The organism is Bradyrhizobium sp. (genome assembly GCF_049798375.1).
In the GTDB taxonomy this organism is placed as follows: domain Bacteria; phylum Pseudomonadota; class Alphaproteobacteria; order Rhizobiales; family Xanthobacteraceae; genus Bradyrhizobium.
On the sequence record NZ_JBARGP010000480.1, the window covers coordinates 1 to 12,480 of the forward strand.

Consider the following 12,480-nt stretch of genomic DNA (forward strand, 5'->3'; position numbering starts at 1 on the left):
GGCGAGATGCGGGCCATCATCGGGCCGAACGGCGCCGGCAAGACCACGATGATGGACATCATCACCGGCAAGACCAAGCCGGACGAGGGCACGGTGCTGTTCGACGGCGTCACCGACCTGACGCGGCTCGACGAAACCCGCATCGCTGAACTCGGCATCGGCCGAAAATTCCAGAAGCCCACCGTGTTCGAGAGCCAGTCGGTGGAGGACAATCTGCTGCTCGCGCTCAATGTCGATCACAGCGTCAAGGGCACCTTGTTCTGGCGCGGTTCGCGGAGCGAGGCCGAGCGCATCGACAAGGTGCTTGAGACGGTGCGGCTGAAGGATGTCCGCCGCAAGCTCGCCGGCAGCCTCTCGCACGGCCAGAAGCAATGGCTCGAGATCGGCATGCTGCTGGCACAGGATCCGAAGCTGCTGCTGGTCGACGAGCCCGTCGCCGGCATGACCGATGTCGAGACCCACCAGACCGCCGAGCTCTTGAAGCAGATCAACAGGGATCACACCGTGATGGTGGTCGAGCACGACATGACCTTCGTTCGCGAACTCGGCGTCAAGGTCACCTGCCTGCATGAGGGCACGGTGCTCGCTGAAGGCACCATCGACCAGGTGTCGACTAACGAGCGGGTCATTGAAGTGTATTTGGGACGCTAGCTGATGCTCAACGTCGAAAATATCAATCTGTATTACGGCGCTGCCCAAGCCCTGCGCGGCGTCTCCATCGCGGCCGAGCCTGGCAAGGTGACCTGCGTGCTTGGGCGCAACGGCGTCGGCAAGACCTCGCTGCTGCGCGCCATGGTCGGCCAATATCCGATTGCCTCCGGCGCGATCACCTTCGACGGTGCCGATATCACGCATCTGAAGCCGTATGAACGGGCGCGCCGCGGTATCGGATTCGTGCCGCAGGGGCGCGAAATCTTTCCGCTGCTCACGGTCGAGGAAAATCTCAAGACCGGCTTCGGGCCGCTCAAGCGGAGCGACCGCAACATTCCCGACGACGTGTTCGCGCTCTTTCCGGTGCTGCAGTCGATGCTGGGCCGTCGCGGCGGCGACCTCTCCGGCGGCCAGCAGCAGCAGCTCGCGATCGGGCGGGCCATGGTGATGCGGCCAAAGCTGCTTCTGCTAGACGAGCCGACCGAGGGCATCCAGCCCTCGATCATCAAGGACATCGGGCGCGCCATCTCCTACTTGCGCAATCTCGGCAACATCGCCATCGTGCTGGTCGAGCAGTATCTCGACTTTGCTTGCGAGCTCGGCGATATCTTTGCGGTGATGGATCGCGGCGCGGTGAAATATAGCTGCACCCGCGCCGATCTCGATCCGGCCGAGATTTCCAGGCAGATGGCGCTGTAACTTTCTACATGGTCTCATAGGGAGGGATCGATGCGGGCCGATCCCGCCAGTGCAGCCTATGACATTTTCGAGGCGAACCGAGCCCGCGGCGCGGTGCACTTCGACGTGCATTTGCAGGACGGCGTAACGCGCCGTCGTCACCTGCATGAATCCGGTTCGCTTCGCGTGCGCTTTCCCTCGCCCGAGGACCACGGACTCTCGGCGATGTTCGTGAACACGGCTGGCGGGATTGCTGGTGGGGATCATTTCGCGATCGAGATCGCGGCAGGGCAGGGAACGCGGTTGACCTTGACGACGGCCGCTGCCGAGAAAGTTTACCGCGCACCCGGTAAGCCCGCCGCGCTCGACATCTCGTTGAAGGTCGCCGGCGGCGCACATCTCTCCTGGCTGCCGCAGGAGACCATCCTGTTCGACCGTGCCGACATCGCGCGCCGGATCGATATCGATCTGGACGAAACCGCCTCGCTGCTGCTGTGTGAGATCGTCGTGTTCGGCCGCACCGCGATGGGCGAGACGATGCGCGAGGGCTCGTTTGTGGACCATTGGCGCGTCAGGCGCGGCGGCCGGCTGGTGTTCGCCGAGACTGTGCGGTTGACCGGCGACATCGGCGGGAAGTTGGCGCAACGCGCGATCGCCAAGGGAGGCGCGGCGATCGGCACCGCGCTGATCGCCCCTGGCGATGCCGCGTTGGTTGAACGTATCCGCGAGGCGGCGCCGTCGTTCGGTGGAGAGGTCGGGCTGTCCGCTTGGAATGGGTTTGCAATGGCTCGGTTCTGTGCCCAAGATGCCGCGCGGTTGCGCGCTGACATGATGGCGGTGCTGAGGCCTGCGTCGGAGGTGCCACTGCCGCGGCTCTGGCTGAACTAGATCTGGTGTTAGAGATTTTGCATGAACCTGTCTCCCCGCGAAAAAGACAAGCTCTTGATCTCGATGGCCGCCATCGTGGCGCGCCGCAGGCTGGAACGCGGCGTCAAGCTCAACCATCCCGAGGCGATCGCCATCATCTCGGACTTCATCCTCGAGGGTGCGCGGGACGGCCGCACCGTGGCGGAGCTAATGCAATCGGGCGCGCAGGTCCTGACCCGCGACCAGGTAATGCCTGGAATCCCTGAGATGATCCACGACATCCAGGTCGAAGCGACGTTTCCCGACGGTACCAAGCTCGTCACCGTGCACGAGCCGATTCGTTGAACTATTGCGTCATTCCGGGCCGCGTCGAAGACGCGAACTATGGTGCGCAATTGCGCACCGGAGAATCCAGAGGTTGTCATGTCGAGATTCCGGGTTCGATGCTGCGCATCGCCCCGGAATGACGGAGCAAGAAAAATGATCCCCGGCGAACTCTTCATCCAGGACGGCGAGATCGAGCTCAATGCCGGCCGCACGACCGTGACGCTCTCGGTCGCGAACACCGGCGACCGGCCGATCCAGGTCGGCTCGCACTATCATTTCTTCGAGACCAATCCGGCGCTGAAGTTCGATCGTAAGAAAGCCCGCGGCATGCGGCTCGACATCGCGGCCGGCGCTGCCGTACGCTTCGAGCCGGGCCAGACCCGCGACGTGCAGCTGGTCGCGTTGGCCGGCAAGCGCACCGTCTACGGCTTCCGCGGCGACGTGATGGGAAAGCTGTAGCGCCATGCTGACCGGTCTCCGCCTCGTCTGTGAAGCCGCCGAGCTCGCCGCACGCCGCCACTCCGGCCAGCAGCGCAAAAGCGACGAGAACGAGCCCTACATCAATCACCTCGCCGAAGTCGTGAGCATCCTCGCTGCGGTCACCGATGGCGCGGATGCCGAGCTGGTCGCAGCAGGTTGGCTGCACGATACCATCGAGGACACCGACACCTCTCGGGACGAACTGGTGCAACGCTTCGGCGTGCGTGTCGCTGACATGGTCGAGGAGGTCACCGACGACATGACCTTGGCCAAAAGCGAGCGCCGCCGTCGGCAGGTGAAGGACGCGCCGAAGAAATCGCCGGGCGCCAAGCTGATCAAGATCGCCGACAAGATCAGCAATATCCGCGTCCGCATCTTCTTCGAACCCGATGCCGGGCAAAAGGAAGAGCTGGCCGACTATCTCGCCTGGGCCGAGCAGGTGGTGAAGGGCTGCCGCGGCGTCAATGCGCGGCTCGACAAGCTGTTCGATGAAACGGTTGCGCATGCGAAGGGGACGTTGTGAGCGTCGCGTTTTCGTGCCGGTACGCAGAATACAGCAAAGCGGGTAAGGGCCACTGATGTCCGTCAAGATCAAGCGTTCCGTTTATGCCGACATGTTCGGGCCGACTACCGGCGACAGGGTGCGGCTGGCCGACACCGATCTGATCATCGAGGTCGAGAAGGATTTCACCACTTATGGCGAGGAGGTGAAGTTCGGCGGCGGCAAGGTGATCCGCGACGGCATGGGCCAGTCGCAGGCGACCAACAAGCAGGGCGCGGCGGACACCGTCATCACCAATGCCCTGATCGTTGATCATTGGGGCATCGTCAAAGCCGATGTCGCGATCAAGGACGGCATGATCGCTGCGATCGGCAAGGCCGGCAATCCCGATATCCAGCCGAACGTGACCATCGTCATCGGCCCGGGCACCGACGTGATCGCAGGCGAAGGCAAGATCCTCACCGCCGGCGGGTTCGACAGCCACATCCATTTCATCTGTCCGCAGCAGATCGAGCACGCGCTGATGTCGGGCGTTACCTCGATGCTCGGCGGCGGCACCGGCCCGTCGCACGGCACCTTCGCCACCACCTGCACGCCGGGGCCGTGGCATATCGCGCGGATGATCCAGTCGTTCGACGCCTTCCCGGTCAATCTCGGCCTTTCCGGCAAGGGCAATGCATCGCGGCCCGCGGCGCTGGTCGAGATGATCAAGGCCGGCGCCTGTGCGCTGAAGCTGCATGAGGACTGGGGCACCACGCCGGCCGCGATCGACAATTGCCTGTCGGTTGCCGACGATCACGACGTGCAGGTGATGCTGCACTCGGACACGCTGAACGAGTCGGGTTTCGTCGAGGACACCATCAAGGCGTTCAAGGGCCGCACCATCCATGCCTTCCACACCGAGGGCGCCGGCGGCGGTCACGCGCCTGATATCATCAAGGTCGCGGGTCTGAAGAACGTGCTGCCATCCTCGACAAATCCGACGCGACCGTTCACTCGGAACACCATCGACGAGCATCTGGACATGCTGATGGTGTGTCACCACCTCGATCCGTCGATCGCGGAAGATCTGGCGTTTGCCGAGAGCCGCATTCGCAAGGAGACGATCGCCGCCGAGGACATTCTGCATGATCTCGGCGCGCTCTCGATGATGTCATCGGACTCGCAGGCGATGGGCCGGCTCGGCGAGGTCATCATCAGGACCTGGCAGACGGCCGACAAGATGAAGAAGCAGCGCGGTGCGTTGCCGCAGGACAAGGGCAATGACAACGACAATTTTCGCGTCAAGCGCTACATCGCCAAATACACCATCAACCCTGCGATCGCGCATGGCGTGTCGAAGCTGATCGGCTCGGTCGAGAAAGGCAAGCTGGCCGATCTCGTGCTGTGGTCGCCGGCCTTCTTCGGCGTTAAGCCGGATTGCATCGTCAAGGGGGGCATGATCGTCGCGGCGCCGATGGGCGATCCTAACGCTTCGATCCCGACCCCGCAGCCAGTGCACTACCGGCCGATGTTCGGCGCCTTTGGCAAGGCGCTGACTGCGTCCTCCGTCGTGTTCACCTCGAAGGCCGCCGTGACCGGCAATCTCGCGCGCCAGCTCGGCATCTCCAAGAAGCTCTACGCCGTGCAGAACACGCGCTCGAAGATCTCGAAGAAGAGCATGATCCACAACGATGCGACGCCCGACATCGAGGTCGATCCGGAGACCTATGAGGTACGCGCAGACGGCGAGCTTCTGACATGCGAGCCGGCCGAGGTGCTGCCCATGGCGCAGCGCTATTTCATGTTCTAAGGTCCCGCCCGCTCTAAGTAAAAACGTACCGGGAGGATTGTTCGTGATCTATGTCGTTGCCACCTTGACCGTGAAGCCTGAGACCCGCGCCGAATTCATTGCCGCCGCTACCGCCTGTATCGAGGCGACCCGAAAGGAACCCGGCAATATCGCTTACGATCTGCACGAGAGCGTCACCGATCCGGCCAAGATGGTGTTCGTCGAGCAGTGGGAAAATGCCGAGGCTTTGGTGCCGCACCGCGCGGCCGAGCATATGAAGACGTTCGGTCGCGTCGCCGTGAAATGCTTCTCGGCGCCGCCGCGTATCGAGGTCATCACGCCCGAGAAGGTCGATGTCCGCTGAATTGATCAGAGTGAGGTTGTCAGCATGATCCGCGCCGCGCGTGTCCTGGGCCAGCACCGGTGGATTGAAGCCGCCACTGATACCGTTGTGCTCGATTTCGATGATCGGCATCGGCGGCGGATGGCGATGACCGGCACGCGCGGGCTCGAATTCCTGCTTGATCTCGAGCACGCCATCGCCTTGCGCGGCGGCGATGCTCTGGTGCTGGACGACGGCCGCCTAGTCGAGGTGGTCGCAGCACCTGAGCCGTTGATCGAGATTCGCGGCGCCGATCCGCAGCATCTGGTGCGGCTCGCCTGGCATCTCGGCAACCGCCATCTGCCGACCCAGATCATGCCTAAGGGCCTGCGCATCCGCCGCGACCATGTGATCGAGGCGATGGTGAAGGGATTGGGCGCGCGCATCGTCGAGATCGAGGCGCCATTCGATCCCGAAGGCGGCGCCTATGCCGAGGCCAGCCATGCGCATGAGGAGGGCCACGCGCATCACGGTCATGACCATGATCATGCGCATGGCCATCATCATGACCACGATCACCATAGCCATGATCATCACGTCCATGACGAGCATTGCGGACACGACCACGATCATCACGACCACTCACATGCTCATGACCACAAATGAGCCGCCGCGCGCATCCGATGCGATGACCGGGGCCGAAGCGGCGGCGCTGTACCGGTTGATGACCTTCCTGTCGCCGGCATTTCCGGTCGGTGCCTTCTCCTATTCGAGCGGCATCGAGTGGGCGGTAGAAGCCAGCGACATCACCGACGCTGCGTCCCTGCGCGACTGGCTGTCGGCCATGCTGGTCGACGGCTCAGGCTTCTGCGATGCTGTGTTCGTGGCGCAGGCGCATCGCGCCATGAACCTGGATGACATGGCGGCTTTGCGCGAATTGGCCGAGCTTGCCGCGGCCTTCGTGCCGTCGCGCGAGCGGCAGCTCGAGGCCACGACGCAAGGGAAAGCGTTCATCGAGATCACGCGCGCGGCCTGGAATTGTAACGGGCTCGATGACGCCGTCGCGCAATGCGACACTCTCATTTATCCGATCGCGGTCGGACTGGTCAGCGCCGCGCATGGCATTCCTCTGGCGTCGGCGCTGCACGCCTTCCTGCATGCATTGGTGTCGAACTGGATTTCCGCCGGCAGCCGGCTGATCCCGCTCGGCCAGACCGACAGCCAGCGCGTGCTGGCGGCGCTGGAGGGTGTGGTGGCGGTAACCGCTGCGCGCGCCCTCGATGCATCGCTGGATGACCTCGGCAGCGCGACCTTTCGCGCCGACCTCGCCGGCCTCCAGCATGAGACGCAATATACCAGGCTGTTCCGATCGTGAGCGACGAGGACACATTTCCCAACCTGTCGTCCCCGCGAACGCGGGGACCCATAACCACAGGCTCTCGTTGTTGCAGGAGGCGTCGGCCATCCTGCCCGACCGATAGATCATGCGGTATGGGTCCCGGCGTGCGCCGGGACGACGCTCAATTGGAGAGCGACTAGCATGTCATCATCTCACGGTCCGCTGCGTGTCGGCGTCGGTGGCCCGGTCGGGTCGGGCAAAACAGCGCTGATGGACCTGCTCTGCAAGGCGATGCGTGAACGGTACGACATCGCCGCCATCACCAACGACATCTACACCAAATGGGATGCGGAGTTCCTGGTCCGTTCGGGCTCGCTGACGCCGGATCGCATCGCCGGCGTCGAGACCGGCGGATGCCCTCACACCGCGATCCGCGAGGACGCCTCGATGAATCTCGCGGCAGTTGCAGACATGCGGGCGAAATTTCCCGGCCTCGATCTCGTGCTGATCGAATCCGGCGGTGACAATCTGGCTGCGACATTTTCGCCAGAGCTTGCCGATCTCACCATCTACGTCATCGACGTTGCCGCCGGCGACAAGATCCCGTCCAAAGGCGGTCCCGGCATCACCCGCTCGGACCTGCTCGTCATCAACAAGATCGACCTCGCGCCGCATGTCGGCGCCTCGCTGGACAAGATGGAGACCGACGCGCGGCGCATGCGCGGCGAGCGGCCGTTCGTGATGACCAACCTGAAGCAGAGCCTGGGCCTCGACCGCATCGTCGGCTTCATCGAAGCCAAAGGTGGCCTCGCGGCACGAGCCTAGAGCATGCGGAAACCGGCTCCCCGCAACAAACGCCGAAGGTGTTTGCGCACAGATCATGCTCAAACAAATTGATGAGATCATGATCCGATCCCGGCATATCGGATCATGATCTGACGATCCGTTGCCGCACGATCGCGCTGAACGATTGCGCGCGCACCGCCGTTAACCTTTCTGCAATCGGCCGCGCTACAGACCCAAAAAAGCCGCAGGCTGCCCGGAACAATTTTCTCCGGTGCTCATTGCTATCCCGCCGGATTCCCGACTAAGGGGCTTGCGGTGTGAGCCGGAGGGCGATCGTCCAAAAGTTGGGTCGTGTGGCGGTTCAGGCATTCGCTTGTTTTCCACGGCTGGCCCAATGGCCGAGCGAATGTCTGAGCCACTACGCCGGATTGTTTTATGATTTTTCGTCTCTTTCGAATCCGCGGTTCGCTCGAGGGGGCGCTACGAAATGAAGCGAACGTCGGATTGCGTCGTGCTGATGACTCGATCATTATATCTGTCGGTTGGCTTCTTTCGTGCGTGCAATCGTAACCGGCCCGGGCATTTGATGACTTGTTGTTCGTTTCGCCAACCCCTGACATCAGAGTAAGCGAGTGCTTCGGCTGGGCGTTATTATCGGTGTGATTGCGCTGATCGGGACTGTGCTCTCCGGGCTCGCCGCCTATCGCGTCCACGACCAGGAGCTGGCGATCGACCGTATTGCGCTGGCGCGTGCGATCGACGTCCATGCCAGCCTGGTGCAGGACCGCCTGACCGAACGCGAACTGTTGGCACGGGTGGCCTCCGGCCTGTTTCGGGCACCGTCGGTGATCAAGGCCAACATGCTGCAACCGCTGCGCTCGTCGATCTACGCGTTCAAGACCGACTTCGTGGTTGCCGCGTGGATCGCGCGGCTGAAGCCCAATGAGCTCGCCGCCGCGAGCGATGAGCTGCGGCATGCCGGTTTCGCCAATCCCACAATCCGCAATTTCGACGACCAGCCGCTCGACACCGGCCATCTCGACCATCCGATCGACGTGTTGATGGATCTCGAGCCGCGCGATTCACAGACGTCGTCGCTGGCGGGACGCGCCCTGGACGATGAACCGACAGTCGGACCGATGCTGGCGCGCGCGATAACTGAAGGCAAGCCGATCGCGTCCAACCCGATTCCGTTGCTCCGCGTCGACGGTCCGATCGGATTGGTGCTGGCGGCGCCGGTCGCGCCGGAGGGTGCCAGCACGGCGGCGGGCTTCGTGACCTTTTCTTATGAGCTCGGGCCGCTGATGCTGACCAACGACGATCTGTCGTTGTTTTCGGTCGCGCTCAAGGATCCGAGTAACGCCGAACGCGAATTGATCGCCAATGAGCAGGGCGTGGTGACGACGCGGACGCATTCGCCGGAGGCGGCGCCGCCATCTGCGGCGCGCACGGTGACATTTGGCAATCGCGACTGGACGCTCGCTTATTACGCCAAGAGAAATGCGGTCCGGCGGGCCGAGCAGACAGCTGCGATCGTCGGCGTCATCGGCCTTGCGTTGACCGGCATCGTCTGCGGCCTGTTCGGCTATGTCGCCTACAACAATCTGCGACTCAGCCGCGAGATCCAGGTGCGGATCGGCTTCGAGCGCCGGTTGACGGCCGTCATCGACGAGCTCAATCACCGGGTCAAGAACATCCTGGCGGTGATCCAGTCGATCGTAACGCGCACCTTGCGCCACGGCAGCGATATCGATGTCGCCCGCGAGCTTCTGATCGGGCGCGTCCACGCGATGTCCAACGTGGTCACGCTGCTGAGCGAAAGCCAATGGCAGGGCGTGCAGCTGCGCGGCCTGTTCGAGGCGCGCGCCATTCCGCATGCGGAGCGCATCGCGGTCAGCGGTCCGGACATCACGGTCAGCGCGCGCGCGGCGCAGAGCCTGTCGCTGCTGTTCTTCGAGCTTGCCTCGCACTCCGACGAGGGCCTGTCGCTGGTCGGCAAGCATCCGCATATCACCGCGAAATGGGATGTGACGGGCGAGGCGGCGGACGCCATGTTCAGCTTCCGCTGGGAGGAGTTGAACACCAGCGAGGCAACCCGCCGGCCGGACAGCGATTTCGGCCTGATCCTGCTCGACCGCGTGGCGCCGGAAGCGCTCGGTGGTACGTCGAAGCGCTACTTCACCGAGGCGAGCTACGTCTATGAACTGACCGCCCCGATGGACACCGTGATCGACATGACCGAACGCGATCGCACCGAGCAGCTCTCGGCACCGGTGCGTCCGCCGCGCTGATCCTGCAACGAAGCGTCCGCGACACCGAGCAGACAAACGACAGGCGGCCTGGTCGGCCGCCTTTCAATTTCGATGGTTTCGAGCACGTCGCGGTGATCGGTCTTGGTGATCAGCCGCCACTGCCGCCGATCACCGCGCGTACCGTCTCGTCAGGACCGAAATCCTCGGCGCCCTCCACATAGAGGAGGGCGGCAAGCTTGGAGCGCGCACGATTGACGCGGCTCTTGATGGTGCCGACCGCACAGCCGCAGATCGCCGCCGCATCCTCATAGGAGAAGCCGGAGGCACCCACCAGGATCAGCGCTTCACGCTGGTCTTGCGGCAATTTTTCCAAAGCGGTCCGGAATTCCTCGAATTCCAGATGCGCCCCCTGCGACGGATGGGTTTTCAGGGTCTTGGCATAATTGCCCTCGGCATCCTCGACCTCGCGCCGCCGTTTGCGATAGTCAGAGCGAAACAGGTTGCGCAAGATCGTGAACAGCCAGGCCGGCAGGTTGGAGCCTGGTTGAAACGAATCGATGTTGGCCAGGGCACGCAGCAGTGTTTCCTGCACCAGATCGTCAGCCCGGTCACTGTTGCCGCTCAGGGAGATCGCGAAGGCGCGCAGACTGGGGACCGAGCCCAGGATCTCGTCGCGCAGGGAGTCAGTGAGAGGCATCAGTCCCTCCCGTTCTGGTCATTGGATCCCCCGCCGTCTTCCACTTGGGGTTGGCCCCCCGGGACATCAAGCTTTCGGACCAGTTCGGCGAAACGATCCGGAACTCCCTGACGCACGACATCGTCGTACATCGCGCGAAGTTGATGGCCGATTCGCGATTGGATTTCCGAGTTTAGTCCGCCGGGCTTGCGCGGTGCCGCATTCTTGCTGGCTTGAGACTTTACATCCTTCATGACCTTGTCCACGTTTCCCCGAGAGTTAAGTCTCTGAAGCTCCAAGAATTATCCTCGCTGTCGAGGGGCCTGTCGGGAACTAATGCGACGCTTGCGCAAAAGTTCCCAGCGAAAAGGGAACTTTTTGAAGGTTCAGGCGTAATCTGCATATAGGGGGAACCCGGGCCGCCCCTGAACCTGCGTGGCCCGTGCGATCGAATGGAGTGGGGATGTCCCGATCACAGCTCGTTGCTGAACATTTGCCTTTGTTGCGGCGATATGCCCGCGCCCTGACCGGAGCGCAGGGTTCTGGCGATGCGTATGTCGGCGCCATGCTGGAAGCCCTCATTCAAGACCCCTCTCTACTCGACGAGCGTTACGGGGCGCGCGCTGGCTTGTTCCGGCTGTTCACCCAAATCTGGAACTCGGTGGCGTTGAATGACGATACCGAGGTGACCACCCTGCCGATGCCGCCGGAGCGGCGGCTCTCCAACATTACTCCGCTGCCCCGCCAAGCGTTCCTGCTGCTCTCGTTGGAAGGCTTCCCGGAGGAGGAAGTGGCGTTCATTCTCGGTACCGAGGTGAGCGAGACCCGGCGGCTCGCCGATACGGCCGGTCGTGAGCTGGCTGCCGAGATCGCGACCGACGTTCTCATCATTGAGGACGAGACCTTCATCGCCATGGACCTCGAGAGTCTGGTGAAGAATCTCGGCCATAACGTCATTGGCGTCGCCCGTACCCATGCCGACGCTGTGGCGCTGGCCAAGAACAAGAAGCCCGGGCTGATCCTCGCCGACATTCAACTTGCTGACGGCTCGTCTGGCCTGGACGCGGTCAACGAATTGCTGCGGACCTTCGAGGTACCGGTGGTGTTCATCACCGCCTACCCCGAGCGCTTCCTGACCGGCGAGCGCCCCGAGCCGGCGTTCCTGATCTCGAAGCCGTTCCAGCCGGCCATGGTGTCGGCCGTTGCGAGCCAGGCGCTGTTCTTCCAGCGCAATTCCCGCAATCGCATGCCCAAACCTGCCGCCTAAGGGGTGGTCGCGTCGAAAAAGAAAGGCCGGCGCACTCGGCATGAGCGCGCCGGCTTTTTCTTGCCTGCTTGATGCCGCTAGGCGCCGCGACGGCTGCCAGGCTTTGCGTCGCGCGCGCACGTCAGCCGCGGAGAAGCTCCAACGCCGCGTGATCTATCTTTTCTTTGTATCTGATCTTTGGCGTGTCGCCTAATGGCGGCAGCTGACTTCTCAAAATGTCACAATGAATGCGAGGCACCGCCGGCATCACCACGGCGATGCCCCGCGTCGCCGGTCAATGGGGCAGGGGGGACAACCGGCTGTTGAGAAGACTCCCGAGCGCGCGACTCGTTCCCCATCGCCGCAAAATTTTTTGACTTAAGTCATTTGAACCGCCGCAATAATTTTCGCTTGAGTGGGCCTAATTTAACACACGGTTAAGTGATCGGCCAAACCGAGAACTCCATTCCCGCGACCAACGTTGCAGATGGTGAGGTCGCCAGCAGGGCGAGGGAACGGTAGCCATGTCAGATACAAGTAAGATCGTTGTTTTGAGTGCGCTTGCCGCGGCGCTGAGCGTTGG

General features: G+C 62.8%; 15 protein-coding genes. 13 read left to right on the forward strand and 2 right to left on the reverse strand.

Features of this window, described 5'->3' with window-relative positions; all coding sequences use genetic code 11:
• The 12 genes from urtD to WA702_RS19780 all read left to right on the forward strand — a co-directional run.
• A partial coding sequence (urtD, locus tag WA702_RS19725) for an urea ABC transporter ATP-binding protein UrtD (RefSeq protein ID WP_425112220.1) occupies positions 1 to 651 on the forward strand: 651 nt, incomplete at its 5' end.
• 3 nt (positions 652 to 654) lie between these two features.
• Positions 655 to 1,350 (forward strand): urea ABC transporter ATP-binding subunit UrtE, encoded by a 696-nt coding sequence (urtE, locus tag WA702_RS19730; RefSeq protein ID WP_425112221.1) that lies wholly within the window; start codon positions 655 to 657, stop codon positions 1,348 to 1,350.
• Between the two features lie 30 nt (positions 1,351 to 1,380).
• Complete coding sequence (locus WA702_RS19735) at positions 1,381 to 2,217, forward strand: urease accessory protein UreD (RefSeq protein WP_425112222.1); 837 nt, start codon at positions 1,381 to 1,383, stop codon at positions 2,215 to 2,217.
• Between the two features lie 21 nt (positions 2,218 to 2,238).
• A complete protein-coding gene (locus WA702_RS19740) occupies positions 2,239 to 2,541 on the forward strand; it encodes an urease subunit gamma (protein ID WP_425112223.1) in 303 nt (100 codons plus the stop codon).
• A gap of 135 nt (positions 2,542 to 2,676) precedes the next feature.
• Complete coding sequence (locus tag WA702_RS19745) at positions 2,677 to 2,982, forward strand: urease subunit beta (protein WP_425112224.1); 306 nt, start codon at positions 2,677 to 2,679, stop codon at positions 2,980 to 2,982.
• Positions 2,983 to 2,986: 4 nt separating this feature from the next.
• On the forward strand, positions 2,987 to 3,526 hold the full coding sequence (locus tag WA702_RS19750; protein WP_425112225.1) for an HD domain-containing protein: 540 nt from the start codon (positions 2,987 to 2,989) through the stop codon (positions 3,524 to 3,526).
• 55 nt (positions 3,527 to 3,581) lie between these two features.
• Positions 3,582 to 5,297: an urease subunit alpha gene (ureC, locus tag WA702_RS19755; protein ID WP_425112226.1), complete on the forward strand. Its 1,716-nt coding sequence runs from the start codon at positions 3,582 to 3,584 to the stop codon at positions 5,295 to 5,297.
• 43 nt (positions 5,298 to 5,340) lie between these two features.
• On the forward strand, positions 5,341 to 5,640 hold the full coding sequence (locus WA702_RS19760; protein WP_425112227.1) for a putative quinol monooxygenase: 300 nt from the start codon (positions 5,341 to 5,343) through the stop codon (positions 5,638 to 5,640).
• Positions 5,641 to 5,664: 24 nt separating this feature from the next.
• Complete coding sequence (ureE, locus tag WA702_RS19765; RefSeq protein WP_425112228.1) at positions 5,665 to 6,264, forward strand: urease accessory protein UreE; 600 nt, start codon at positions 5,665 to 5,667, stop codon at positions 6,262 to 6,264.
• Complete coding sequence (locus tag WA702_RS19770) at positions 6,245 to 6,973, forward strand: urease accessory protein UreF (protein ID WP_425112229.1); 729 nt, start codon at positions 6,245 to 6,247, stop codon at positions 6,971 to 6,973. The genes ureE and WA702_RS19770 overlap by 20 nt, the downstream gene beginning before the upstream one ends.
• A 165-nt stretch (positions 6,974 to 7,138) precedes the next feature.
• Positions 7,139 to 7,762: an urease accessory protein UreG gene (gene ureG / locus WA702_RS19775; RefSeq protein WP_425112230.1), complete on the forward strand. Its 624-nt coding sequence runs from the start codon at positions 7,139 to 7,141 to the stop codon at positions 7,760 to 7,762.
• A 593-nt stretch (positions 7,763 to 8,355) separates the two neighbouring features.
• Positions 8,356 to 10,014 carry an HWE histidine kinase domain-containing protein gene (locus tag WA702_RS19780; protein ID WP_425112231.1) on the forward strand — a complete coding sequence of 553 codons (1,659 nt, stop codon included), beginning with the start codon at positions 8,356 to 8,358 and terminating at the stop codon, positions 10,012 to 10,014.
• A 109-nt stretch (positions 10,015 to 10,123) separates the two neighbouring features.
• Here the strand turns inward: WA702_RS19780 and WA702_RS19785 are convergent, their stop codons facing one another.
• Entirely contained in the window at positions 10,124 to 10,672 is a 549-nt protein-coding gene (locus WA702_RS19785; RefSeq protein WP_425112232.1) for a sigma-70 family RNA polymerase sigma factor, read from the reverse strand.
• Positions 10,672 to 10,905, reverse strand: coding sequence for a NepR family anti-sigma factor (locus tag WA702_RS19790; protein WP_425112233.1), 234 nt, complete (start codon positions 10,903 to 10,905; stop codon positions 10,672 to 10,674). The genes WA702_RS19785 and WA702_RS19790 overlap by 1 nt, the downstream gene beginning before the upstream one ends.
• Positions 10,906 to 11,114: 209 nt before the next feature.
• Between WA702_RS19790 and WA702_RS19795 the strand changes: the two genes are divergently transcribed.
• Positions 11,115 to 11,918, forward strand: a complete 804-nt coding sequence (locus tag WA702_RS19795; protein WP_425112234.1) for a response regulator — start codon at positions 11,115 to 11,117, stop codon at positions 11,916 to 11,918.
• Positions 11,919 to 12,480: the final 562 nt, after the last annotated feature.